The organism is Streptomyces sp. NPDC104307 (assembly GCF_055584045.1).
The window spans coordinates 1-24959 of sequence record NZ_JBVJMU010000021.1; the positions used below are offsets into that span (position 1 = coordinate 1).

Genomic DNA, 24959 nt, shown 5'->3' on the forward strand with positions numbered 1-24959 from the left:
ATACGCTCACGCGCCGTCAGCTTCCCCTTGGCGTGCTGCGCCTCGGTCGCCCGGTCACTCGGCCCGCGCCGGGCCTGCTCACGCAGCGCCAGCAGTTCCGCCACCCGGCCACGGGTGTCGCTCGGCTCGCCCTGGGTCTCGTCCACAACGGTCATGTACCGACCCTACGAACTCCGGCAAGAAAATCCTGCCGTCGACTCCGTACAGTCTCCTGCCCGGTTTCCTGGTGGAGCCTGACAGAAGCCTTGCTCCATGCAGGCGAAGTGCCAGCCCGCACCCCTCACCTTTTGTGGGAACCCAACATGGGCGTCCTCGGTGTTCACTGTGCTCTGCCGCACACTCCGGTCAGCCGGGGTGTGTCGGACGACTGGGCGTCCTGGACCTTCTGGATGTCCTCCAGCCGCCGCCGTACCGGCTCCTCCGGATGCGCGACGGTCAGCAGCACCGCCTCGTAGAACGCGTCCCGCACGGCGGCCGGCATCACGTCGGAGGCGTCCAGGCAGAGCGGCACCCGCTGCTCGGTGAAACGGCCGCTGATCTTTTTCTCCACCGCGCCCTTCTTGGCCGGGACCGCCGCGTTCGGTGAGAAGACCCCGCCCTTGCGGCCCCAGTCCTCCTGGCCCGCGCGAGAGGCGAGCCGCCTGATCATGTCACGGGCCCGGCCGCCCCGGCCGAACAGCGCGGCGAAGTCGGCCGCCACCTCGTGGGCCTTCACCGTGTACGGGCCGCCGGGCAGCAGCGACGCCGAGTCCATGAAACCGGCCGCCTCCTTGCGGTCCCCGTAGAAGGCGCGGGCGAAGGAGCCCTGGTGCTCCAGTTCGCAGCCGCCGCCGAAGAGCAGCCCGTGCCCGCCGACCGGGCCCCGGTGGTCGTCGAGGAGCGCGTGGCTCGCGGCGTCGCGGTCCTGGGCGAGCAGCCCGGCCCAGGTGGTCCAGGCGCTGCTCACGCGCGCGTCGGTCCACGCCAGGTCGCCGGTCGCCCAGCGCTCGTAGAGCGTCGGGCCCGCACGCTGGAGGATCAGGTCCTCGATCCAGTCGCTGCCTGGCCAGCCGGACGCGCCGTCGTCCGCCATGCCGATGCACCAGGCGCTCAGCGGCGCGGGGGCCGGAGCCGGGGGCTCACTCCCCCGGTACCAGACGATCGACTTGAGGTCGGCCTTGAGCGGTACCCACAGGTCGTCCGCGATGCCCTGCGCCCCGGGCTGCCACGGGTTCCCGTACTCCTCGCGTTCGTACAGGCCGGTCAGCGGCTGCAGCCGGTCCTCCTGCGCGTACTCGACCAGCTCACCGACGCCCGGCAGGATCGCGATGTCGGGCGGGTCGCCGGCCTGGACCTCGGCGAGCAGCACCTCGCGGGTGGCGGCGGTCCCCTGGTAGGTGTACGGGATGCCGAAGCCGTCCAGCACCTCCTTGAACTGCCGTTCCTGGTCGTCGGTCCACGGGCCCAGAATCGTCACCTTCGGCTCCTCGTCGCTGCCGCCGGGGGCCGAGAGCCCGCAGCCGGCGGCGGTCAGGAACAGTGCCAGGACGAGCAACAGGGCGCGGTTCAGCCGGGTCATCCGGCCCTCCAGTAGTCGGCGTTGAGCCGTCGGCAGATGCCGACGGCCGGCAGCAGGACGATCAGCGCGCCGCCGCCCAGGGCCCCGTAGTAGGTCCAGCTCTGCCAGGACTGGGCGGCCAGCCCGCCGCGCAGGACCGTGGACTTCTCCGTGACGTCCCGCTGTGCGGCCGCCAGGTCCTGGGTGTCGTGGGCGCGTGCCTCGATCGCGACGAGCCGTTCGCGGGCGGTATCCAGCCGTACCTGGGTGGCGGTGGTCGCCCACAGCGGGACGACGGCCAGGGCGACCGCGGCCAGCAGCGCGAGCAGCAGCCAGGGGTCCTGGCTGCGCCCGCAGCGCACCCGCAGCACCCACAGCGCCGAGAGCGAGGTCAGGGCCATGACCAGGAGGCCCAGTTCGGTGGCCGCCCAGCCGGTCTGCTGGAGCGCCCCCATGGAGCTGACCCTGCCGACCCGCTGCATCTGGTGCCGTTGCAGGACGTCCAGGCGTGGCACCACTCCGGTGCCCGGCCGTCCGAGGATGCGTTCGGCCTCCTCGAACTTCTCCCGCTGCATCAGGTCGTCGTCCACGTACTTGACGGAGCCGGGCGTCATGGAGCTGCTGTACGAGGTCAGCAGGCCGTTGACCGTTTTGAGCACGCCCCGGCCGCGTTCGCCGTCGATCTGTACGTCGGAGAGCCGGGACAGCCCCTGGTCGGCGGCGGAGAGCTGGTTCTCGTACCGGGCTCCGGCGCCGATCACGTTGTCGATGCCTTGGCGGACCGAGGCCTGGGCCTCCCAGTGGGCGCGGAGCAGGGCGAGCTGGGTGGCGGAGACTCCCTGGACGGCCGGCGCGCCACGGGTGCGCAGCTCGCCCGCGGAGTTCTGCACCTCGCGGTAGGAGGCGAGCAGCAGGGTCGTCGAGACGAGTGCGGTCACCACCATGACGACCAGGTGCAGTTCGAGCAGCCGCCTGGTGCGGGAGCCGCTCGCCCGGCGGGCCCGCAGGGTGCGACGGGTCGGCGAGGGCATCACAGCCGCCTTCCGCAGGGGATGCAGTACCGGGCGAGGGGCCCGGCGGGGTGGCGGCAGTCCGGGCAGCTCTGCGGCTTCCCGGTGGGGTGCTCCGGCAGGTCCAGCAGGTGGCCGGAGGCGATGTGCAGCCGGCCTCGGCGCACGGTGGCCGGGTCCACGGTCGGGCCGACCCGGACCACGCCCCGGGAGCCCTCCAGGATCTCGGCCACCTCGCGGACCTTGTCCAGGACCCAGTCGGCGCCGATCTCGTTGGCCAGCCTGACCGCGAGGCCGAACTGCTGCTCGGCCTCGCCCCTGGTCAGCGGGTCCAGGGCGAGGTATCCGCGGTCCAGGGCGGTCCGCATCCGGGTGGCGACGTTCATCGCCTGGAGGGTGTCGCCCCCGCCACCGCTCGCCGCCGCGCCCACCGCGACTCCGGGCGGCAGCCAGCGGACCAGCAGCGGGGCGATGGAGTCGCCGACGGAGACGGTGGCCAGTTGCAGCAGGACGCTCAGCGGGTCGGTGCTCGCGTCGACCCGCAGGGTGAGGAGGTAGTCGCGGGTGCCCGGCTCCCACTGGTGAGTAGGGAAGTCGAACCGGCGCGGCTCGTCCGGCCGTTGCATCGCGTCGAGCACCTGCCGGCCGGGGGCGGTCTCGGTCAGGGTCACCTCGCGCACCGCCGGGCGCGCCCGGACCGAGACGGGCAGTTCGGGGCTGCGGACCCGGCGCAGCCGCTGCACGGCCTCGGCGACGGCGGGGCCGAACCGGTCCGGCGCGTCGACGGGGCTGCCGTGCAGCCGCTCCACGACGGCAAGCAGCGGCGCGGGGTCCCAGTCGCCGCCGAGCGCGAGCACGTCTGCGGTGAACCGCCCGGCGCAGCGCCCCAGTTCGGTGCTGAGCGCGCTGTCGTCCGGGCCGGGCTCGTCCAGGTCAGGGGCGCCCGTTCCGTCGTCGCTGCTCCCGTCGGTGATCAGGAGCAGGTGCCGTACCGGGAGCGGGCGCTCGGCGAACAGTTCGCGGGCGGCGGCGAGCCAGACCGGGTATCCGACGGGCGGCCGGTCTCCGGCGGCCGGGGCGATCCGGCCCGCGCTGAAGGCGGCCCGGCGCTTCTCCGCCGTGTCGGACAGCGCCCAACGGCCGCGCAGCGGGTAGCAGCCGGTCGGCGTCCCGGTGGTGTCGGCGCCGCCCAGGACGGTGAACGAGAGTCCGTCGGGCAGTGCGCGCAGTGCGGTGGCCAGGGCGGCGGCCGCGGCTTCCCGGCGCGCCGCGGCGACGTCCAGCGCGATGACGACGGCGAGTTCGACGGCGGGGACCTCGTCGTTCGGTCCGACTCCGACCGCCTTGACCCGCAGATGGGCGTCGATCCGGGCGTCGTGGTGCGGCTGCTGGTCGCGCCGGACGTCGACGGACACCTTCAGCCCGACGGGCAGCCGGGAGACGGGCGGAGTGCCGGTAGCGCCCAAGGGGCTGCCTCCAGTGAAGTCGTTGCGGGCGGGCGGGCGTCAGGACCGGGTCTGCGGACGGACCGCGTGCGAGAGGTCGATCAGCCGCTCGTACTCGGCCGGGGCCGCCCGCTGCCGGGCCAGCCAGCGGTAGCACTGCTCCAGTTCCGTCCGCACGGCCCGTTCCCCGGGCACGGCCGGGGGCGGCAGTCCGGTCCGGGCCCACCGCCCGGGGCGACCGGGCCCGCCGGCCGCCGCCAGGACCGCGTCGAGCTTCCACTCGTACAGCTCGGTCCGCAGCAGCCAGGCCGGTTCGTCGCCCGCGACCAGCGGAGGGTGCGTACCGGGCGCCGGGGTGAGCAGGGCGAGGCAGGCGTCGATCTCCGCCTCCTGCGGCAGTGGCCGCTCGCCCGCCGCGAGCCGCCCCGCCCGGACGCGGAAGGCGGCGATCCGGGCGACGGTGTGGTCGCGCGACTCGTCCGGCACCAGGTCGAGGACGTCGATGGCCGCGGCCCGGTCGCCGCGGGCCAGGGCGAGTCGGGCCAGCCCCAGTGCGGCGCCGACGTGCGAGGGGTTGCGGGCGTGCACGGCGCGGAACAGCTCGTACGCGGAGTGCCCGGCCGGGGCGGTGCCGTCCGCGCCGAGGGGTTCCGCGCCGTGGGCGAGCTGTTCCGAGCCGTGGGCGAGCTGTTCCGCGCCGTAGGCGAGCGCCAGCTTGGCCGCGTACTCGCCGGGCAGGGCCCGGTGCACGGCGGAGAACTGCTCCAGGGCCTCTCGCAGCATCGGCCCGCGCTCGTCCAGCACATCGGCTCCGCGCAGCGCGACGAGCCCCCGGTGCCAGCTCAGCCGCCACTCCCGGACCGGCCCTGGTCCCGGTATGGCGGCCGCCGCCTCGACCTGTTCCCGGGCGGCCGCGAACGCCTCTTCGCCCTCCTGGCCGAGCAGCAGCCGGGCGTTGTGCAGGCAGATCTCCACGGACTGCTCCCCGTGGGCGGGCTGGGCCAGCGGCTGTCCCGGGTCGTAGCTGCTGACCCCGAACCGGGCCGCCTGCGGGTCGCCCGGGTAGGGGCGCGGCACCGGCAGCCCGCGGGCGATCTCGGTCGGGGTGGGCAGTCCGGAGTCGAGCGCGGGCGACCGGGGTGTCTCCCGGCGGCCGTACAGCGGGCGGCGCAGCCAGCGCGCGTAGTCGGGCACAGAGCCCAGCCGGACGCCGAGGAGTTCGGTGGACGGGGTGAAGAAGTCCGAGGGTTCTGGCTGGTCGCGTTTGCCGCGCAGGGCCCGGATCTCGCGGAGTACTCCGCGCAGCTGCCCCGCCATGTCCTCGGCCGAGCCGAAGCGGCGTTCCGGGTCGCGCGCGGTGGCCCGCTCCACCACCAGCCGGAAGGAGCTGGTGCCGAGTCCGGGCACGTCGTCCCCGACCGCCCAGCCGGCCAGTTCGGCGAGGGTGACGCCGACGGTGTGCAGGTCGTGCGCGACGGTCAGCGGTGTGCTGCCGTCCATCTCGGGGGCGGCGAACCAGGGGGTGATCACCGGGGGCGGGTCGGTGGAACCGGCCTTGCGGACCCCACCGAGGTCGATGACTTTGATGCCGTCGCGGTGGTGGATGACGTTGGACGGCTTCATGTCGCCGTAGAGGAAGTCCATGCCGTGCAGATGGGCGAGGGCCTCCAGGATCTGGCAGCCGTAGGTGATGACGTGCTCGATGTCGAGGACGAACTGGCCCTGCCGGGTCGATTCGACGACGGCCGACAGCGTCCGGTCGCCGACGTCCTCCATCACGATGTAGCCGCCGGACACCGTGCCGTCGGCGTTGCGGGTGGAGACGAAGTCGCGGATCTGGACGATGCGTTCGTGCCGGATGGCGACGAGGCTGCGGCGCTCCTCGCCGGCCTGGGCGGCGCCGCGTTCCGCGTAGCGGTTGAGGAGTCCCTTGACGGCGACGAGGTCCTCCAGGTGGGTGTCCTCCGCCAGGTAGACCCAGCCCTGGCCGCCGTGGGCGATGGGGCCCCGGATCCGGTACTGGTCCTGGAGCGGCGGTCCGCCCCTGGTCAGCTCGGGGCGGTAGGAGTAGGGGGCGCCGCAGCGGGGGCAGTGCCCCTCCTCCGGCGGTGCCGTGGCGGTGTACGGCGGGACGAACGCGACTCCGCAGGCCTCGGCCGAGCACGTCATCACGATGCGCACCGGATGCTCGGCGGCGCTGAGCCGGTCGGCCGGGCTGCCCGGCTCCAGCAGCGGGAGTTCGAGGAGTCCGGCGGGGCCGTGCCGCTCGGGGGCGGCGGGCAGCGGCGGCAGTCCGGGGTCCGCCTCGTCGCGGCCGCAGGTGTCGCAGTAGCCGGTGGTCTGGACGGCCCCGTCGCAGGGGGCCCCGGTGAACCGGCGGTGCGGGCACGGAATCCTCATGGGCCGCCCGCCGGACCCGGCCCGGTGCGCTGTCCGGGCAGCCGCGCGGGCCCGGAGCGGGCCCGTTCGTCGAGGTCGCCGCGGAGTTCGCGTAACAGCTGTCGCAGCGCCGGCAGTTGTTCGCGCGGGTCGCTGAGCGAGCGCAGGGCGAGCAGCTGACGTCGGCGGGTGGCCGCGTCGGTGCCGGGGCGGGGGGCCATGGACGCCGAGTCGAGCAGGCCGTGCAGCCTGACCCACTCCTGTTCGAACCGCTCGGTCCTGCGCACCAGTACCTCGGCCCGCTCGTCGAGGGCCGGTATCAGCAGTTCGCGCGCCACCTCGTCCAGTACCGCGCCCTCGCCGCTGCGGAAGATGACCAGCAGCCGGAAGCCGAGAGTCCGCACCCGTGCCAGCAGGGGCACCAGCGCGCCCGGGTCGTGATCCTCGTCCAGGCCGATGACGGCGAGCACCGGTCCCGATCCGGCCGGGCGTCCTTCGAGCGAGCGTTCCGGCTCCGCACCGCCCTCCAGGAGCCAGTCGCGGTAGGCGTTGCGCTGGTGGCGGGGTGGCCGCAGCTGCGCCACCAGCGTCTCGACGAGTTCCTCCGGCCGGGTGCGGCCGCCCCGGTGGACGAGGTGGGCCCGGTGGAGCTGGTGGCGCAGTGTGCGGTCCCGGCCGCCGCCGTGCGGGACGACTCCGACCCGTACGGCGGGCTGCTCCACGCCCGTGAACCAGTCGCGCAGCCGCTCGGACAGTCCGCTGTCCCAGCCGTCGGGGCCGCTCAGTTCGGCCACCAGCGGGACGAGTTCGGCGATGCGGTCGACCGGGATCATGTACGAGAACGCCAGGTCGTTCTCGTCGGGCAGTTCCAGTTCCAGATCACCGCGCCAGCTCACCACCAGGCCGACGACCCGGTCGGTGTGCGGTCCCTCGCCCCGGGTCTGCACGGCCGCGCCGCTGAACCCGGGGCGCACCACCTCGACGTTCCGGCCGGCGTCGAGCTGCACCCACGCGCCGTGCAGTCCGCTGATCCGGCCGGTCAGCCACATGCCGTCGTCGAAGGCCTGGGAGTAGCCGCCGATCCACACCTCCCCGCCGCGCTCCAGCCGCCGCCCCAGCGGCGCGGGCGCCGCCTGCGGGCGGGGGCTGTCCAGCGCGAGTACGGCGATGTCCTCACGGGCCGAGCCGTCACGGGCGGGCAGCCAGCCGTCCGGCGCGACCCGGGCGGCGACCGGCGGGATCCCGGGGTTCTCCGCGAACTCCACCCACATCCGGGCGTCCGCCTCCCGGACGACGTGCGCGCAGGTCAGCATGCGGTCCTGGGTGAGCAGCACCCCGGCCCCGCACACCTCGCCGTCGGGACCGCCGCGGCGTAACCGGAGCCGCCAGTCCGCTCTCAACTCCCCCATGGCTCCTGAGCGTACGCGTGCGGCGGCCGTCCTTCCCAGACTCCGGCAGACTCCGGCCGCCGGATCACCCCCAGGGGCTACCGGAGGTCACACCTCAGCGTGGCACCGGCCTTCCCCGGGTCCACGCCGAGCACCAGCCGCCGGCCGGTGGCGCGCACCTCGATGCCCGGGTCCGCCGGGACGGCCTGGCGCACCGGACGGTCCCAGACCACCTCGAACGGTGTGCCGCTGCGGTCCGGCGCACTGATACGGATCGTGGACGCGCCCCGGCCCTCGCGGACGAGCACGCTGGCCGGGCCCGTCGAGGAGAGCCGTCCGGCCGTGCCGGGCTGCCAGAAGTTGGCGGCGGTCAGTCCGAGGGAGCGGACACAGACGCCCTGGACGGCGGCGGTGTTGGCGAGCACCGTCAGCCAGTGCCGGTCCGAGGCGCGGGCGGCGACGGTGCGCCGGGAGGCGCCGGGCATCAGGAGGTAGAGGTAGCCGGCGCCGGACGGGTCCGTGCCGTGGTCGAGCCAGAGGGTCTGCCAGTGGCGGGTGCGCTGCTCGGCGGAGCTGGTGGTGTTGATGTCGGACCAGGCGCCGGTCCTGGCCTCGCGCAGGGTGTGCAGGGCGGCGCCGCCGGGCAGCACCCAGCCGCCGTGGCCCTCCAGATGGGCCCAGCGGGGCCGTGCGCGGTCCTCGACGGTGAGGGCCTGCCCGCCCTCGTCCGGGCCCAGGTTGCGGTTGTCGACGACGGTCTCGACGGGCACCCCGTCGGCGGCGGTGATGCCCGCGCCGAGGCAGATGACCGTGTCCGCCGCGCAGAACCAGGACTTGCGGGCCTCCAGGGTGGAGTCCAGGCCCTTCACGTGCTGGCCGACCGCCGCGAACTCGCCGTCGTGCGCGCCGCCCACCCACCGCGTGTCCGGCCGGGGTTCGCCCCACTCGCCGCCGGCCCGGTCCGCGAGCCGCTTGGTGGAGACGGTGGTGCCGGGCAGCCGGTACGGGTCGACGGTGGGCCAGAACCAGTCGGTGTACTGGCCGCCCCCGTCGGCGCCCTGCCACCAGTAGAGCATTCCGGCCCCGGTGTGCCAGCCGCGCGCGTTCTCGCCGTTGCCGCACTCGTAGGAGCTGATCCGCTCCGACGACATGGCGAGGTTGGCGACCCAGCCGGGGCGCCGGTGCACGGCCCGGTCCATGGCGGCGAACAGGGTGTGGCCGACGGGTTCGGGCGTGGCGGGGACGGGTGCGGCGGCCGCCGCGTGCAGCCGGGCGAGGTCGGCCACACCGAACTGCGGGGCGGTGAGGACGGGGCTGATGGTGTCCCGTTCGATCCAGCCCTTGATCATGCCGTTCCACCGGTCGCGCTCGGCGGCGGAGGCACCGTTCGCCAGCAGGGCGACGGCCGCGATCAGTCCCTGGCCGTGGAAGTGGTCGCTGCGCATGACCTGGAGTTCGTCGCTCTTGAGAAGCCCCCGGCTGATGGCGCGGCCGTTGACGCTGTCCATCATCAGGCCGTCGTGGATGAGCGGCGCGTAGGCGTGTTCGACGCTGTCCAGGATGACTTGGCGGCCCGGGTCCGTGACCTCCCAGGTGGACCCGGCCAGCAGTGCGAAGAGCCGCCCCAGGCCGTCCAGCATGACCTGGCCGTACGTGCCCGAGTAGGCGATCCAGGTGTGCTGGATGAACGAGCCGTCGGCGTACAGTCCGTCGCCCTCGCTCACGTACGGGAAGACGGGCGAGAGGGCGTCGCGGGCCAGCGCCGTCTTGGCACCGTCGCGGCCGAGGATGCCGCGCAGGGCCACGGAACGGCAGAGGTCGACCCGGTTGGCGCCGGTCGAGGTGCCGCTGTAGTCGGTGAGCGCGGAGTCGGGGACGAAGTGGTCGACGGCGGCGCAGGCGGCCTGGACGCGCTCCTCGCCCAGCTCGTCGCGGAGCACCGCGACGATGTCCATGAGCAGGCGCGGGCTGCCGATCTGCCATTCCCACCAGTTGCCGTACGGGGTGGTGGACGGGTTGTAGACGGTGGTGGAGAGGTGGTCGAGGCCCTGGACGACGGCGTCGAGCAGCTCCGCGTCCCCGGTGTGGCCGGTGCCCTGCTGGGCGTAGGCCTGGGTCATCGTCCACAGCCGGGTGTAGCTCCAGGTGATGCCGGCCGGCGGGTCGAAGGTGTGCCCGGCCCAGAGCGAGTCGGCGGCGGGGGCCATCGTCGAGCGGAATTCCGCAGCGAGTTCGCCGGTGCCGGCGAGCCGGGAGGCGTAGGGCTCGGCGGCGGGGTCGTAGCCAGTGCCGAGCGAGAGCTCGTTCCAGCGCAGCCGGAGCGTCTCGAACTCGTCTTCGGCCTCTTCCGCGCGGGCCGTGGGGGCGAGCGCGAGGCCCAGTGCGGTGGCACTGCCGGTGGCGAGAAAGGCACGGCGTGACCAGGCGGGCAGAAGTGACACGAGCAACCTCCGGTGTGCAAGTGGTTTAGACCGGGTGGGTGTTGGTCTAGCACGCGCTTACTACGACGGGGAAGGGGGCGGGGCCCGGTACTCGGCCCCGCCCCCTCGTGTGGTGTGCCGTTACTCAGCCGCCGCAGTGGAAGCGGGCGCTGCCCCAGTCGGCGTGGTCGTTGCCGTTGCCGTCGCCGCCGTCACCGACGACCAGCTCGGCGTACTTGGCGCCGGTGACGTCCGCCGTCAGCGACCAGGCGCTGTCGGCGGCCTTGAGGACCGGCGACTTCACCTTCTCGGTGCCGTCCGCCGTCACGGAGAACTGCACGCTGCCGGCGCTCTTCTGCACATCGTCCACGCCCACCTCTGCGGTGAACGAGGTGCACTTCCCGCCCAGGTAGTAGCGGACCTTCGCGGGTGCGTGGCTGCCGAGGCCCTTCTCGTACACCGTTCCGCCGATGGTCAGCGGGGTGCCGTCGCCGGTGCCGGTCTCGCCGTTGGAGAGGTCGCGTTCGACCGGTCCCCAGCCGTTCTCGGAGGCCGTCCAGTCCAGGTCACTGGCCCAGCTGTCGGTGGTGGGCGGCGGCGGCAGCGTCCGCACCGAGGTCTGCGCGCCGAGCTTCCGCTGCCCGCCGCCGACCGTGTAAGCCGCCTTGGAACCCAGCTGGTACGTCTGGTACTTGGCGTCGACCGGCGGGGTGACCCGCCAGCTTCCGGTGACCTTCGCACCGGCCGCGACCGAGTCGAAGGTGACGGGGCCCGCGGGCTCGGCCTGCCAGCCCTCGGGGACGGTCAGGCCCAGCGAGACCCCGGCGACGTCGGTGGCCTCGTAGTTGGTGAAGCTCGCCTTCACGGTGTTGGCGGTGCCCGGCTCCAGGGTCTCACCGGCCGGCTGAACGGTGAGCGTGCCGCAGGCGGCCTGCTCCCCCGAAGGCGCCTTGCCGAGGTCGGTCACGGTGAAGCCGTCGAGGGTGAAGTCGGCGCCCTCGGGGGCGTCGTCGCGCTTGCGCAGCCCGGTCCAGGTGTCGCCGCAGCCCGCCGTGACGGTCTCGGTGAAGTGGCCGGTGGTGTGCTGGGCGCCGATGGCGGTGGACCGGGTCTGTACGGAGTCGGCCTTGCCGTCCGCGGTGATCCGGTCGTAGCCGTCGACCCACTCGTAGGCACCGGAGTGGCTGGACTGGTAGTCGTACTCGACCCGGTAGCGGTGGCCGTCGGCCATCGGCACGGTCCAGGGGGCGGTCCGGTAGACGATCCCGGCGTTCTCCTCGTGGGCCTTGAGGGACTCACTTCCGCCGAGCACGTCGTCGGTCAGCTTGCCGTTCCAGCCGGCCTGGGTGTACGGGGCGTGCAGCTGGGAGATGCTGGTGCGGGGGTCGGTGGAGCCGCCCGCGTCGCCCTTGAGGAAGGGGCCCCAGCCCTGGTCGACGTCCTCGAAGTCCTCGTACACGACGGTGTTCTTCTTGGTGGCGGGGGCGTTGGCGACGACGCGTACGTCATCGGCGCGGACGGTCGCCGCACTGCCCTTGGCGGCTTCGACGCGCAGCGTGGTGCGGCCGTTGGCCGGGGCGGTGAAGTTCACCTTCGCGCGCTGGAAGTACGTGCCGTGCCAGTCGGACGCGGCGACCTGGTCCTTGGCGGTGGAGCGGTCCACGGCGACGGACTTCCCGCCGGCCGACAGCGTGGTGTGCCGGGTCTTCCCGGGCTGGACCTCGATCAGGGCGGAGGCGGTGTAGCGCGCGCCGGGCTTCAGTCCGCCGATGGACTGGGAGAGCGCGGCCGTGCCGGTGCCGGAGAGCTTCGCGCTGTTGCGGCCCTGGCTGTCGGTGTCGCGGACGGCGGTGCCGGTCTTCGACCAGTCGGGCAGCCTGCTGTCGTTGAAGCCGGGGTCCTCGACCGGGGTGCCCTCGCCCCACTTGGCGTCGGCGGCCTTCGGCGCCTTGTCCGGGTAGAGGACGTACGGCTGCCCGGCCTCGGCCTTCAGCGTGATCTTCCCGTCCACGGGACGGACCGTGCCGGTCTTGACGCGGCCGTTGTCGGTGAGCTTGTAGACGGTGTACGTGCCCTTGGAGGGCACCGCCCAGCTGCTCGTACCGCCCGTCTTGCTGTAGTGGTAGAGCTTCTTGCCGCCGTCCCACGGGAGCAGGTAGTCGGTGCCGCTGAGCACCTTGCGGCCGTGGTCGTAGAAGGTCCGCTTCCCGTCCTCGACCGTGCCGCTGACGCCTCCGGTGAAGGTGATGTCGTTGCCGTCCCAGCGGGTGATCTTCTGCTGCTGGAGGTACTTGGCGGGCAGGTTGCGCTGCCAGATGTTGTCGTAGAAGGCGTTCCAGTCGGTCTCGCCGGTCCAGCCCTCGAACTCGTCGATGGCGCTCTGGCCGAGGACCGGGTCGTTGTTCCAGACGTCCTTCTCGTCGTTGCGGATGAACCGGATGATCTGCGAGTTGAGGCCCTTGTTGGTGGCGCCGCCGTAGTCGAGGTCATTGGCCCAGTGCGACCAGAGCGAGCCGCGCTCGAACTTGTCGGCCCACTCGCTGGAGACGTTCCAGCCCTGCTTCTGGATCGACTGGAGGGTCTTGTCCGCGATCCAGCCGTGCGTGTAGTAGACGTCGATGTACAGCATGCTGAGGTTGCTGTTCGTCTCGTCGCGCAGCTGCTGGAAGCGCTTGGCCAGGTCGCCGCTGTTGATGTCGCGGCGCTGGTCGATGTAGTAGCTCTGGTTCAGCCAGTTCCAGCCGGGCTTGGTCTTGTCGACGAGCTTCTCGTCGAAGGCCTTCGCCTCCGGGTAGGCCTCGGTGGCGTTGACGTGGACGCCGAAGGTGGCGCCCCACTTCTTGCCGTCCTTCAGGAGCTCGTTGAGGTCCTTCAGCCCGCCGGCGCGCTTGTTGTAGTTGCCGCCGTAGTCGGGGTGGGCGGAGTCGTGGCCCTCGGAGGCGTACCCCTTGAGCAGCGCGAGCTGGCCGAGGCCGTCGGTGGAGAGGGAGATCCGCTTGACGTCGTCGAGGGTGCGCAGGAAGGGGTGGGTGGCCTGGCTGGCGAAGTTGAACGGGATGTGGGTGACGACCCGGTCCGCGGTGTCCTCGCTGCCCGGCGCGACCACGCCGATGGAGCGGAAGGCGACGGCGCCATCCTGCCAGTCGACGGCTCCGTCGCCGTTGGCGTCGGGCGTGACGACGACCTTCGCCCAGGGCAGGTTGTCGCCGCTCTCCGGCTTGGGCGCGCCGTCGCCCCGGTAGGTCCACTGGCCGGACCAGACGCCGACCCGGGTGGTGCCGTCGTCGTCCTTGCGGGCCTGGTGCCAGAAGCGGGCGTCGTCGCCGCCGGTGGCGCCGGCGGGCTTGTCGTACGAGGAGTTGGACTCGACGGCGGCCGCCAGCGATCCGGTGTTGAGAATCGCGTAGGTGCCGCCGACCGGTGCCGCGTCGGCCTTGGTGGCGTCGGTGACCTTCGCGAAGACGTCGGCGGTCTTCGTCGAGTCGGGGTCGAGCTTCGTGAAGGCGGTGGCAGCCCCGGCGTCGGTGCTCGCGACGGAGACGAGGTCGTGGCCGGGGATGTCGATCGTGGCGACCCGGAAGGCGGCGGTGTCGCGGACGGCGGTGACCTTGAAGGTGGTGGCGCGTCCGGAGACCGAGAGCGAGGCGTCGATCTCGACACCGGGCAGATCCGCGAAGGTCAGCGTGTAGCGGGCGGCCGACTTGGTGACCTTGGGCGCGCCCTTGAGCTTCACGTCGTGGACGGTGCCGTTCAGGGTGACGGAGGTGACCGGCCGGGTGGAGCCGGACAGCTGGTTCCCGGAGGCCCGGTCGGTGTACGTCAGTACGCGCGGGAAGTCGTCCGCGACGGCGACGGCGAGCTGGGCGGAGGCGATGACGGCGCCCGCCGCGACGGCCGATTCGGCCGCGGCGGGCGCGGGGGCGGCGGCTGAGGCGGGGAGGGCGGTCCCCACCAGAGCCAGGACGGCGGCTGAGGCGGCGGCAGCAGCGCCCGCCGTAGTGAATCTTGGCGACATGTGCTCTGCGTAGTCGCCGTGTCCGGACACCGTCAACGACGTACGGCTCCGAGGGCCCCTCCAGTCCAACAACCGCTCTGCGTAAGTCCAAGTAGGACCACGTGGAATGCGTGGGACGCAGCACAGGGCCCGTGTTCAGATGTTGATCACGGTGGCCAATGACGGACCGGACGGGCACGCCAAGTAGTGGCTCGGGGCGTCGAGTTGTGAAGACCTTCGATTTTTGAGAGCGCTCTCAGTCACAAGTCTTGACGGTCGCCGCGGCCCTCGCGAGAGTGGTGCGCACCGCGGACGCGCTCGTTCCACCTCCCCGCACCGCCGCGCCGTCCGCGACCCTCCTGTCCCCCACCGTTCACCACCCCCACATCCCCACATCCCCACCCCCCACGCCTCAGGAGTCCCCTCGTGATTTCGCGCCGACTGTTCCTGACGGGCGGCATCGCCGCCTCCGCGACCGCACTCACCTACCCCGTCTGGGGGAGCGCGCTGAGCCCGAGCGCCTCTGCGGCCGCCGCGACCTGCGAACTGGCCCTGGAGAACAAGTCCCTGTCCGGCAAGGTCAACGCATACGTCACCGGCCACGAGCAGGGCACCGACCAGTGGGTGCTGCTGCGGGCCGACGGCAGCGTCTACCACCCCGAGTCCCCGGCGGCGCCGCAGACCCCGCTGCCGGTGGACTGCGCCATCCCGCTGAACGCGGCCGGCGCCGCACCCGTCGTCGTGACGCTCCCCCAGATGTACGGGGCACGGGTCTACTTCGTGCACGACGACACCCTCGACTTCTTCCTGAACCCGGGCCCCTCCCTCGTCGAACCGGCCTTCGCCACGCCCACGGACGTGAACTACGGGCGCACCTGGTCGTTCTGCGAGTTCACCTTCAACCCGCAGCAGCTGTACGCGAACATCAGCTACGTCGACCTGGTGACCGCGCTGCCGATCGGCCTGACCCTGCAGGGCGACAGCACGCACACCGTGGCCCCGCTCCCGGACGGCGCGGTCCAGAAGATCGCCGACGACCTCACCGCCCAGGCCGCCGCCGACGGGCAGCCCTGGGACCAGCTGGTGAAGCGCGGTTCGGACGGCAACGTGCTGCGGGTCATCTCGCCGCAGAACCTGATGGCGTCGTCCGGCGGCGGCGACATGCCGTTCGGGAACCTGTTCACCGCGCAGGTCGACGAGGTCTGGGAGAAGTACCGCTCCACTGACCTGCGGATCGACCTCCAGGGCGGCCGTGGCGTCCTCGCCGGACGGGTCAGCGGCGACACACTGACCTTCGACGGCGGGCACACCTTCTCCAAGCCCAACTCGCAGGACATCTTCACCTGCAACGGCGGCCCGTTCGCCAACAACCCGGCGGACAACGACGACAAGAAGGCCCTGCTGGCGCGGATCGCGGCCGGCTTCAACCGCTCGATCATGCTCAGCCACCCGGACCAGCCGAACGGCACCACGGTGGCGGACTACTACCAGGGCGACGTGACCAACCACTGGTCGCGGATCGTGCACGCCAACAGCCCGATCGGCTACGCCTTCCCCTACGACGACGTACGCCCCGACGGTGAGCCGGACGTCTCGGGTGCCGCGAACGACGGCAACCCGACGCGCTTCACCGTGAGCGTCGGTTCCTGACCTCCACCGAAGGAGACCGGCAGGGCCCCCGTCCGGGCGGGACGGGGGCCCTGCCATGCGGGCGCCGGTACGGTACGGGGAGAGCGTCGGCTGTCGAGCCCCCAAGGCCTGCCGGCGGGCGTTCAGACGATGGTGAAGTCCGCAGCACGGATGGTGCGTCCGTACGATCAGCGGGGAGGACACCGTCCGGACCCCATGGCCGCTGAATCCCGTACACCTCCTTCTCGCCCCCTGCGAGGGCGTCGCTCTCGAAGATCTTCCGGGCGAGGAGGGCACATGCAAAGGCCTAAGAACTCCTAACGAAATGGATCTTGGGGAACGCTAGGCTCGGCGGCTATGAGTCAGAGCGGTTCGCAAGCGGCGGCATTCTTCCGAGACGTCCGTAAAAACAGAGTGGTCTGGTTTGTCCGGGACAATGACGGAAGTCCGACTCACCTCTCCGCGGACGGCACGCGGAGTTTCCCCTTCTGGTCGACCTCACCCCGGGCTCAGAGGGCGGCGAAGATCTGGGGGCGTGGGCTCCGCGTCGATTCCATGCCCTTGGACGCCTGGTGTGATCTTGCACTGCCCGATGCCGCCCGGGACGGACTCGTGATCGGCATCAACTGGAGTGGGCCGCGTCTGGTCGGCTGGAGCTTCGCGCCCAGGGAAGTCCTTAACCGGCTAGCGGCAGATAGCTAGCCCACGGCATCGGTCGCCAGAGCGCGCAGTCGCCGCCAGCAGATGATTGCGCATCCTAGGGTGAGGAAGGCTTCGTGGATGTCGTCGCGGATCTCCCAGCGGATCCGCAGCCGGCGGAACCAGTGCAGGTGGGCGAATGCGCGCTCCACTACCCAGCGTTGGGCGCCCAGTCCCGAGCCGTGCTCGGTGCCGCGCCGGGCGATCACCGGCTTCTCGCCGAGGTCCCAGACCAGGCGGCGGTACTTGTCGTGGTCGTAGCCGCGGTCACCCAGCACCACCTCCGGGCGGCGCCGGGGCCGGCCACGCTTGCCCCGCACGGACGGCACGGCCTGGAAAAGTGGGATCAGCTAGGTGACGTCGTTGCGGTTGCCGCCGGTCAGGGTGGCGGCGAGCGGGATGCCGGTGGCATCGGTGATCAGGTGATGCTTGCTGCCCGTCCCGCCCCGGTCAACAGGGCTTCGTCCCGTCTTGGTGCCCCTTTTAACGCGCGGATATGGGAGCCGTCGACGGCCGCCCGGGAGAAGTCCAGGGCGTTCGCGCCGCGGAGCTTGGCGAGGAGAGCCTCGTGCAGTCGCGGCCACACCTCGGCCTCGGTCCACTCGGCCAGCCGGCGCCAGCAGGTCATGCCGGAGCCGAAGCCGAGTTCCTGCGGGAGGTGTTCCCAGGCGATTCCGGTGTGCAGGACGAACAGGATGCCCTGGAACACGAGCCGGTCCGGATGCCGCTTGCGCCCGGGGTTCCGGGTCCTGCGCTCAACCTTGGGCAACAGCGGCTCGATCGCCGCCCACAACTCGTCATCGACTTCCCACGGCCTCGGCCGAGCCACCCCGCACCCCCGGATCATCAGTCCCGGAGCGATTGAAGCACCTCGAAGATCATTTCGTTAGGAGTTCTAAGGACTGTTCGCCCCCGTCGGCAGCCGCGACGCCGAACCTCTGGGCAGCCATCGGCCTGACCACGGTCCTCGCAGACCAGGTGACTCATGCCGCCGACGAGATGCTCGCCCAGGCGGACCTCGAACAACCGCCCGCCTCAAACCAGTAGCAGTCGTCGCCACCCGCCTCCGCGCCCTGACCGCCAACAACGGCCTCAATACCTATTGATTTTTGGAAACTTTGCCCTTCCATCAACATGAGCGCCACCACGAATTCACTCGATGGGTTAGCGTTCTGAGGCCAGTTGAACAACCCGCGAGGAGGTCGACGCCTTGAGTGACAAAGGCGACAGCGAGATACTCGACATCAAAATTGCCGATCTGAAAGCGACGGCCCCACACTTCGCCACGCACAGCCAAAACCTGTCCAAGGCACTGACCAAGCTCAAGTCCACTCTCAGTGCTGTCGGTTCACCGTGGGGAGATGACGAGCAAGGCCAGAAGTTTCAAAGGCACTACGGCCCGCATGCACAGAAAATGGAGCACGCCGCTGAGGTCCTGACGCTCGGTCTGGCCAGCATCCGTGGTGCCATGACTGACATGGCGGACGGTCATATCGATAACGAAGAACTCGTTCGCTCGATGTTCAGCAAGACCGGCTCCGCCCCGCACGAGGGCAACGGGACGAAGCAGTGAGCGCAGCAGACAAGGCAAAGGAGATTATCCAGGACATCACCGGAATGTGGTGGCCGGACGCAGACGAGGGCGGTCTGCGAGATGCGGCCAAGGCATGGCGGGACTTCGCCGACGACCTGGAGGACGTCACTGTCGCGGCGAACAAATCAGCGCGCGGCATCATCGATCACAACAAGGGCGAGGCCATATCCGCCTTCGGCGACCCCTACTGGCGGCGCTATTACCACAACCACCACGGTTGGCTCCAGGACATGACTGACGGCGCACGCGACACGGCGAAGGCCCTCGACCAATACGCCGACATCGTCCACCACGCCGTCAAGCAACTGGAACACGAGCTTGAGATTGTCGGCGCCACCATTGTCGCAGGCACCGCCCTTGCCATCTTCACCGCCGGCATCTCCGAGGTTGCAGCCGCAGCCGCGACCGCAAGCGTAGTCGAACTCGCTGCCACCCTGGGCGTGACCGTCTCGACAGAGATCGCTGCCATCGCAGGTACCACCCTCGCCACCGCCGCGATCGGCGGCATCGAGTCGATCACCGTCGACCTTGCCGTCACCCAACCCGCAGCGATGATCACGGGGGAAAGCGATGGTCTCAGTCTCGACGAAGTACACAACGCCGCCATGTACGGATCCCTCACTGGAGGTCTCCTCGGCGGCGGAGCGGCCACCTACCGTGCAGTGGGCGACGCGGGCGGCATGACCGAGCTGCTGGGCGGGATGCGCATCCCCGGCCTCGGACCGAACTTCGCACTCCCTGGCAGCGGCACAAGCCTCGACGGTCTCGGCACCCTGATGCGTACCGGACGGGGCGGCAGGGGCGAGCAGCAACCACCCTCGTACGCGCTACCGCTCGACTCCTCAGGAAGGTCTCAAGGCGTCCGAACACGGATCACCGAGTCGATGCTCGACAAGGGCGACGGGACGACCCGGCGTATGAAGCCGCCGGGATGGGGAGGAGCGGATGCCGGGCATACACGGGGTCACCTGCTTGCCAGGTCGCTGGGTGGAGACGGCAAGGCAGCGGAGAACATAGCGATCATGTACGACCATGCCAATAACGTCGTGATGAACGATCTGGAGAAGGAGATCTACAGCGTCGTCGCGGCAGGTCACACGGTGGACTACGCAGCCACACCGGTCTACAGGACGCCCACCGACCTTGTCCCCTCCGGCATCCACATCACCGCCAAAGGTGGCGGGCTGGACATCGACCAAACCGTTATCAACAAGTAGGTGCACATGACTGACCTGGAACTTCTTGCAGCCTTCCCCGCCAAGGGGAAGGAGACAGGAATGGTACGCAACGACTGGGACCTCGCCGAGTCCGCCTTGGGGGTCACTTTTCCGTCTTCCTTCATGCGCTTCCTGGAGGTATTCGGCGGATCGCAGTTCGACGACTTCCTGACGGTCTACCGTGCTGGTGCCAACAACGAGTACCTCGATCTTGTGAGCCGGACGTGCGCAGCTCGTCATGCGATGACCGAGACCACGTCCCGTCCTCATATCAAGGAACTCCTCCGCCGAAGAGGACTGGCGCCGGACCAGTTGATCCGGTGGGGCGGTACGGACAACGCGGACTTCTGCTTCCTGCTCCCGGACAAGCACCCCGGCAAGTGGGGAGTGCTGATCGTCGCGGGTCGCGGCGACGCCTACGATCTCTTCGAAGGGCCGGTCGATACCTACCTGTTGCACGTACTGCGGCGCGAATACGTCAGCGATGTGTTCCCCGACGACTTCCCCGACGACAACCCCGGTTACGAGCGACGTCCCAACGCCTGACCACGCAGCGGCGCAGGCTGGTTGCCGTTCTGGGTGTTCAGCACCGTGTGTTCCTGTTCAGAAGTCTCACCTTCCCGACTTCACGGCAGTTCGGAGTACTCCCGCACACGCCCGGTGAAATAAGTGGGGCGCGTGTGGGGTCAACCTCACACGCGTTCGAGTCTCATTTCCTCCGCCATACGGAGATGTTCGAAGTATCAACTCAACAGCGCTAGTTTTTCGTTGATTTGCTGCCCTGCCGCACCAACGGGCGCTCTTCGCTCCGGTGTATATGCGCAAGCTGGATACCCTAGCCCCGATCTCCGTCGGCTTCGGCGTATCGGTCGGCACCCCACGCCGCACCACCGCAGTCATCAACCTTCTGGCCAACCGGTCACCAGGCCGCCGGGCGAGGTGTGCCAGGCCGTGCAGGTGTCGGCCTTCCCCGACGCCTACGCCCAGTGGGAGCAGTTCGCCCGCGACCTGCTGGCCCAGGAGGGCCCCACCGTCGACCCGATCTACTGAGCCCCGTCCCCGCACACCACTGCCGCTCCCCCCACGCACAGGCGCCCCCGCCCTTCCGGACGGGGGCGCCTGTGCGTGCGGCCGGGGCCTCAGGCCAGGGAACCCACCATGAGTTCCCGCCGGGCCCGTGCCGCGGCGCCGACCGGTACGGCGTCGGCGCCCAGGCCGGACCGGACCAGCCGGACGGGGTGACCGCTCACCGGCGGTTCCTCGGCCAGCGACGCGTCGATGACCGGGCCCAGCAGGGACCAGGCGTGGCTGACCCCGCCGCCCACGACCACCGTCGTGATGTCGACGACTCCCGCGGTCATCACGATGGCCCGCGCGATGCCGGAACCGGCGGCCCGGTACACCGCGAGGGCGTCCTCGTCACCGCGCTCCGCCGCCCCCGCGACCTCGCGGGCGGTCAGCCGCCGGCCGGTGCGCTCCGCGTAGCGGGTGCCGATGGAGCGGCCGGCGGCCAGGGTCTCCAGATGTCCCCGTCCGCCGCACGAGCAGAGCAGGTCTCCGAAGCCGGGGATGTGCCCGATCTCGCCGGCCGCGCCGTGCGGGCCGGTGAACAGCCTGCCACCGCTCCACAGCGCGCCGCCGACGCCGGTGCCGAGGGTGATCCCGAGGACGTCGGGCTCGTCCCGGACCGCGCCGCCCGACGTCTCCCCGTACAGGAAGGCGTTGACGTCGTTGTCCAGGAAGGCCGGGACGCCCAGCGCCTCCTGGACGGCGTCCGTCACCCCGAAACCGGCCCAGCCGGTGAAGGAGTCGCTGGCCACCAGGATGTGACCGGTGCCGGAGTCCACGACGCCGGCGGCGCCGACCCCGCAGCCGGTGAGCCGCCCGTGGGTGCGCTCCAGCAGCGGGGTCAGCACGTCCAGGGCCGCGCTGATCATGGCCGGGCCGCCGTGGGCCGCCGGGGTGGCGGTCTCGGCCCGGTCCAGGACGGTCAGTTCGTCGTCGCACAGGACCACCTGGGTGGTGGTGCCGCCGATGTCCACGCCGGCGAAGAGCCTGCGGTCGTAAGGGTTCATGCCCGGTCCTCCGTCCGGCCGGCCGAGAGGGCGGCCAGGCGCTCGGCCCTGCGGCCGCGCTGGATCACCGGGTCCGGCACCGGTACGGCGGCCAGCAGTCCGCGCGTGTAGTCGGTCTCCGGGTGCAGGAGGGTCGCCCCGGTGGGGCCCTGCTCCTGGATCCGGCCGCCCCGCAGCACCACGACGCGCTGCGCGAAGTGCTGGACGACGGCCAGGTCGTGGGAGACGAAGAGGCAGGCGAAGCCCAGCTCGTCCTGGAGCTCGGAGATCACTTCCAGTACGGCCTGCTGCACGCTCACGTCGAGCGCGCTGGTGGGTTCGTCGGCGACCAGCAGCCGGGGCTCCAGGACCAGCGCACGGGCCAGGCTCACCCGCTGGCGCTGACCGCCGGACAGCTCCCGCGGTGCCCGGTCCGCGACCTCGCGCGGCAGCCGGACGCGGTCGAGGATGGCGGCCACCTTGCTCCGGCGGTCCTTGGCGGAGAGGCCCCGGTGATGGACCCTGAGCGGCTCCGCGACGCACTCACCGACCGTCATCCGGGCGTCCAGCGAGGCGACCGGGTCCTGGAGGACCACGCCGATGCCGGCCCGCAGGGCGCGGCGGGCCCGGGACCGGACGCGCCCCAGGTCCGTGCCGAACAGGGAGACAGTGCCGGAACTCGGCGCGATCAGGCCGAGCGCGACCCGGGAGGCGGTGGACTTGCCGGAACCCGACTCGCCCACCAGCCCCAGGGTCTGGCCCGCGTGCACGGCGAAGGAGACACCGTCCAGAGCCCGCACGGCGTTCTTTCCCCGGCCGAAGTCCACGCTGACATCGCGGAGTTCGGCCACCGGCTCGGCGTCCGGGTTCGCGGTGGAGGCGGCCGGGGCCGACTGTCCCGCCTCGGCCACGGACAGCCGGGGCACGGCGGCCAGCAGTCGGCGGGTGTACTCGTGGGACGGCCGCAGGAGCACGTCCTCGACCGGTCCGGTCTCCACGATCTCGCCCCGGTACATCACGGCGACCCGGTCCGCGAAGTCCGCGACGACGCCCATGTTGTGGGTGACCAGCAGGACACCGGTCCCGGTCTCCGCGGCGAGCCGGCGCAGCAGGTCGAGGATCTCGGCCTGCACCGTGACGTCCAGCGCGGTGGTCGGCTCGTCCGCGATCAGCAGGGCGGGGTTGTTGGCGATGGCCATCGCGATGACGACGCGCTGGCGCTGCCCGCCGGAGAGCTGGAACGGGTAGGCCGTGGCCCGCTTCTCCGGTTCGGGGATGCCGACCTTGCGCAGGAGCCCGACGGCCTCTGCGGCGGCTTCCTTGGCCGATATCTCGCGGTGGTTGCGGATCACCTCGGCGATCTGCCTGCCGACCCGGGTCAGCGGATCCAGCGCGGTGGCCGGCTCCTGGAAGACCATGGAGGCGGTCCGGCCGCGCAGCGAGGCGAGTTCGTTCTCGCGGGCGCCGACCACCTGGGTGCCCGCGATGAGGGCGCTGCCGGTGGCACGGGCGTTGCCGGTCAGCAGGCCCATCGCGGCCAGCGCGATGGTGGACTTGCCGGAGCCCGACTCCCCGACCAGGGCGAGCGTCTCGCCGGGTCCGACGTGCAGGGAGACCCCCCGCACGGCCGGCACCTCACCGGTCTCCGTGGTGAAGACGACGCCGAGGTCGTCGAGTTCGAGAATCGGTCCGGCCGGCGGTGCGGCGGGACCCTTGGTGACGGTCATCCGCGTCCCCTCACGTCGAATGCGTCGCGGAGCCCGTCCCCGATCGCGTTGAACGCCCACACCACCAGGATGATGGCCAGGCCCGGCGGAATGATGAGCCACCAGTAGCCGGAGTACGCGGCGGTGAGACCGGCCGACAGCATGCCGCCCCAGTCGGTGGCCGGGGGCTGGACGCCCAGGCCCAGGTACGAGACGTAGGCGATGAGCAGGATGGCGTCCGCGATCTGGAAGGTGGCCGCGACGATGATGGTCGAGACCGAGTTCGGCAGGATGTGCCGGAGGATCGCCCGGCCGTGCGTCCCGCCGATCGCCCGGAGCGTCAGCACGTAGTCGCGGTTCTTCAGACTCAGCGTCTCCGCCCTGATCAGGCGCGAGGGCACCAGCCAGGAGACGAAGCCCAGGATGACGATCATGCCCGTCAGGTCCGGGGTGGTGATCGCGGAGACCACCAGCAGGATGAAGAGCGCCGGGATGGCGATCCCCGCGTCCACGACCCGCATCATGACCGCGTCGACCCAGCCGCCCGCGTAACCGGCGACGGCGCCCCACAGGGTGCCGATGACGGTGGCCAGCACGCCTGCGGCGAGACCGACGATCAGCGACACCTTGCCGCCGTACATGAGCCGGCCCAGTACGTCGTGGCCGACGGCGTCGGTGCCCAGCCAGTGCGAGCCGCTGGGCGCGAGGTTGACCTGCTGGAGCATCGTGTGGGTCTGGTCGGTGGAGTACACCAGCGGACCGACGAAGCAGAACAGGAAGAAGAAGGCCACGACGCCGAGTCCGACCACGGCGAGCCGGTTGCGGCGGAAGCGGCGCAGCGCGAGGCGGGAGCCCGACGCCGCGGGGGCGGTGGCCGTGGCGGGCACCTGGCCCGGCTGGATGACGGCGCTCATGCCCGGCCTGCCTTCACTCGGGGGTCGATGACACGCTGGACGATGTCGGCGAGGAGCGTGCCGGTCACCGTGGCGACCGCGATGACGAGCACGCAGCCCAGGAGCACCGGGTAGTCGGAGGACTGGGCGGCGGTCCAGAAGAGCAGGCCCATGCCCGGGTAGTTGAAGAGCTGCTCGACCACCAGCGCGCCGCCGAACAGCACCGGCACGTAGTACCCGAGCATGGCGACCACGGGCGTCAGCGAGTTGCGGAACACATGGCGCCACAGGAGGCCGCGGGAGCGGGTTCCGCCGGCCCGCGCCGTCCTGACGTAGTCCTCCGAGAGGTTCTCCAGGGTGGCCGCCCGCATGTAGCGGCTGAACACCGCGATCATCGAGGCGGCGCCCGCGACCACCGGCAGGACCAGTGCCTGCGGATCGGAGACCACCTGGGCGAGCGTGTCGCCCTGTGGTGCCTGGGAGGGGAACCACGGCAGCGTCTGGCTGAACACCAGCACCAGGATCAGCCCGAGGAAGTACACGGGCGTGGAGTAGGCGATGAAGCTCAGCGTGGTGATGACGTAGTCCGCCGGCTTGTTGCGCCGCATGGCCTGCCACATGCCCAGCGGGATCGCCAGCACCAGGCCGACGACCGCCGACAGGACGGTGAGCAGCAGGGTCTTCGGCAGCCGCTCGGTGATGAGCTGGGACACCGGCTCGTTGAGGGTGTACGAGGTCCCGAAGTCGCCGTGCAGCAGCTGGTTCAGGTAGTAGAAGTACTGCACGGGCAGCGGCTTGTCGAGGCCCTGTTCGTGGTTGAAGGACGTGATCTGCTGCGGGGTGGCCTGCGGGCCGAGGATCCCGCGTGCGGGACCCCCGGGCAGGGCGTGCAGCAGACCGAAGACCACGATCGTCACGATGACGATCACCACGACGGCCTGGAGGACCCGCCTGATCAGGTAAGAGGAAGTGCTCATGTGTATTCCGGTCGCTT

16 protein-coding genes and 3 pseudogenes are annotated in these 24959 nt (G+C 71.1%); 7 read left to right on the top strand and 12 right to left on the bottom strand.

The window, feature by feature from the left end:
* Positions 1 to 319: 319 nt before the first annotated feature.
* The 7 genes from ACZ601_RS34575 to ACZ601_RS34605 form a co-directional block, all read right to left on the bottom strand.
* Complete coding sequence (locus tag ACZ601_RS34575) at positions 320 to 1558, bottom strand: carbohydrate ABC transporter substrate-binding protein (RefSeq protein WP_469545289.1); 1239 nt, start codon at positions 1556 to 1558, stop codon at positions 320 to 322.
* Positions 1555 to 2568: a hypothetical protein gene (locus tag ACZ601_RS34580; protein WP_469545291.1), complete on the bottom strand. Its 1014-nt coding sequence runs from the start codon at positions 2566 to 2568 to the stop codon at positions 1555 to 1557. The genes ACZ601_RS34575 and ACZ601_RS34580 overlap by 4 nt, the downstream gene beginning before the upstream one ends.
* Positions 2568 to 4013, bottom strand: coding sequence for a vWA domain-containing protein (locus ACZ601_RS34585; protein WP_469545293.1), 1446 nt, complete (start codon positions 4011 to 4013; stop codon positions 2568 to 2570). Before ACZ601_RS34585 ends, ACZ601_RS34580 begins: the two co-directional genes overlap by 1 nt.
* 39 nt (positions 4014 to 4052) lie before the next feature.
* Entirely contained in the window at positions 4053 to 6392 is a 2340-nt protein-coding gene (locus ACZ601_RS34590) for a serine/threonine protein kinase (protein ID WP_469545295.1), read from the bottom strand.
* Positions 6389 to 7780, bottom strand: coding sequence for a S1 family peptidase (locus ACZ601_RS34595; RefSeq protein WP_469545297.1), 1392 nt, complete (start codon positions 7778 to 7780; stop codon positions 6389 to 6391). The genes ACZ601_RS34590 and ACZ601_RS34595 overlap by 4 nt, the downstream gene beginning before the upstream one ends.
* A 77-nt stretch (positions 7781 to 7857) precedes the next feature.
* Entirely contained in the window at positions 7858 to 10191 is a 2334-nt protein-coding gene (locus ACZ601_RS34600) for a polysaccharide lyase 8 family protein (RefSeq protein ID WP_469545475.1), read from the bottom strand.
* 133 nt (positions 10192 to 10324) lie between these two features.
* On the bottom strand, positions 10325 to 14194 hold the full coding sequence (locus ACZ601_RS34605; RefSeq protein ID WP_469545299.1) for an endo-alpha-N-acetylgalactosaminidase family protein: 3870 nt from the start codon (positions 14192 to 14194) through the stop codon (positions 10325 to 10327).
* A 405-nt stretch (positions 14195 to 14599) separates the two neighbouring features.
* Between ACZ601_RS34605 and ACZ601_RS34610 the strand changes: the two genes are divergently transcribed.
* A complete protein-coding gene (locus tag ACZ601_RS34610) occupies positions 14600 to 15823 on the top strand; it encodes a glycoside hydrolase family 64 protein (protein ID WP_440579465.1) in 1224 nt (407 codons plus the stop codon).
* 336 nt (positions 15824 to 16159) lie between these two features.
* The gene (locus tag ACZ601_RS34615) at positions 16160 to 16504 is read left to right on the top strand and encodes a DUF2750 domain-containing protein (protein ID WP_469545301.1); all 345 of its coding nucleotides are present in this window, start codon (positions 16160 to 16162) and stop codon (positions 16502 to 16504) included.
* Here ACZ601_RS34615 and ACZ601_RS34620 read toward each other — a convergent pair.
* Positions 16501 to 17348: pseudogene (locus ACZ601_RS34620) on the bottom strand (IS5 family transposase). The gene ACZ601_RS34615 and the pseudogene ACZ601_RS34620 sit on opposite strands and share 4 nt — an antisense overlap.
* Positions 17349 to 17711: 363 nt before the next feature.
* On the opposite strand from ACZ601_RS34620, the gene ACZ601_RS34625 reads away from it, so the two are divergent.
* The 5 genes and pseudogenes from ACZ601_RS34625 to ACZ601_RS34645 all read left to right on the top strand — a co-directional run.
* The gene (locus ACZ601_RS34625) at positions 17712 to 18074 is read left to right on the top strand and encodes a WXG100 family type VII secretion target (RefSeq protein ID WP_469545304.1); all 363 of its coding nucleotides are present in this window, start codon (positions 17712 to 17714) and stop codon (positions 18072 to 18074) included.
* Entirely contained in the window at positions 18071 to 19312 is a 1242-nt protein-coding gene (locus ACZ601_RS34630; protein WP_469545306.1) for a DNA/RNA non-specific endonuclease, read from the top strand. The genes ACZ601_RS34625 and ACZ601_RS34630 overlap by 4 nt, the downstream gene beginning before the upstream one ends.
* A gap of 6 nt (positions 19313 to 19318) precedes the next feature.
* Positions 19319 to 19858 carry an SMI1/KNR4 family protein gene (locus ACZ601_RS34635; protein WP_469545308.1) on the top strand — a complete coding sequence of 180 codons (540 nt, stop codon included), beginning with the start codon at positions 19319 to 19321 and terminating at the stop codon, positions 19856 to 19858.
* A gap of 238 nt (positions 19859 to 20096) precedes the next feature.
* Positions 20097 to 20240: pseudogene (locus ACZ601_RS34640) on the top strand (helix-turn-helix domain-containing protein); the annotation flags it as partial.
* 2 nt (positions 20241 to 20242) lie between these two features.
* A pseudogene (locus tag ACZ601_RS34645) lies at positions 20243 to 20362 on the top strand (peptidoglycan-binding protein); the annotation flags it as partial.
* A gap of 89 nt (positions 20363 to 20451) precedes the next feature.
* Here the strand turns inward: ACZ601_RS34645 and ACZ601_RS34650 are convergent.
* The 4 genes from ACZ601_RS34650 to ACZ601_RS34665 are packed head-to-tail and all read right to left on the bottom strand — an operon-like array spanning position 20452 to position 24942.
* On the bottom strand, positions 20452 to 21387 hold the full coding sequence (locus tag ACZ601_RS34650; RefSeq protein ID WP_469545310.1) for an ROK family protein: 936 nt from the start codon (positions 21385 to 21387) through the stop codon (positions 20452 to 20454).
* A complete protein-coding gene (locus ACZ601_RS34655; protein WP_469545312.1) occupies positions 21384 to 23093 on the bottom strand; it encodes a dipeptide ABC transporter ATP-binding protein in 1710 nt (569 codons plus the stop codon). Before ACZ601_RS34655 ends, ACZ601_RS34650 begins: the two co-directional genes overlap by 4 nt.
* Positions 23090 to 23986 (bottom strand): ABC transporter permease, encoded by an 897-nt coding sequence (locus tag ACZ601_RS34660; RefSeq protein ID WP_440577310.1) that lies wholly within the window; start codon positions 23984 to 23986, stop codon positions 23090 to 23092. Before ACZ601_RS34660 ends, ACZ601_RS34655 begins: the two co-directional genes overlap by 4 nt.
* Entirely contained in the window at positions 23983 to 24942 is a 960-nt protein-coding gene (locus tag ACZ601_RS34665; protein WP_469545315.1) for an ABC transporter permease, read from the bottom strand. The genes ACZ601_RS34660 and ACZ601_RS34665 overlap by 4 nt, the downstream gene beginning before the upstream one ends.
* Positions 24943 to 24959: the final 17 nt, after the last annotated feature.

Coding starts and splice junctions, on each gene's coding strand:
- ACZ601_RS34635 (WP_469545308.1), top strand. CDS start 19,319: ATGACTGACCTGGAACTTCTTGCAGCCTTCCCCGCCAAGGGGAAGGAG.
- ACZ601_RS34580 (WP_469545291.1), bottom strand. CDS start 2,568: ATGCCCTCGCCGACCCGTCGCACCCTGCGGGCCCGCCGGGCGAGCGGC.
- ACZ601_RS34595 (WP_469545297.1), bottom strand. CDS start 7,780: ATGGGGGAGTTGAGAGCGGACTGGCGGCTCCGGTTACGCCGCGGCGGT.
- ACZ601_RS34665 (WP_469545315.1), bottom strand. CDS start 24,942: ATGAGCACTTCCTCTTACCTGATCAGGCGGGTCCTCCAGGCCGTCGTG.
- ACZ601_RS34655 (WP_469545312.1), bottom strand. CDS start 23,093: ATGACCGTCACCAAGGGTCCCGCCGCACCGCCGGCCGGACCGATTCTC.
- ACZ601_RS34575 (WP_469545289.1), bottom strand. CDS start 1,558: ATGACCCGGCTGAACCGCGCCCTGTTGCTCGTCCTGGCACTGTTCCTG.
- ACZ601_RS34660 (WP_440577310.1), bottom strand. CDS start 23,986: ATGAGCGCCGTCATCCAGCCGGGCCAGGTGCCCGCCACGGCCACCGCC.
- ACZ601_RS34605 (WP_469545299.1), bottom strand. CDS start 14,194: ATGTCGCCAAGATTCACTACGGCGGGCGCTGCTGCCGCCGCCTCAGCC.
- ACZ601_RS34615 (WP_469545301.1), top strand. CDS start 16,160: ATGAGTCAGAGCGGTTCGCAAGCGGCGGCATTCTTCCGAGACGTCCGT.
- ACZ601_RS34590 (WP_469545295.1), bottom strand. CDS start 6,392: ATGAGGATTCCGTGCCCGCACCGCCGGTTCACCGGGGCCCCCTGCGAC.
- ACZ601_RS34650 (WP_469545310.1), bottom strand. CDS start 21,387: ATGAACCCTTACGACCGCAGGCTCTTCGCCGGCGTGGACATCGGCGGC.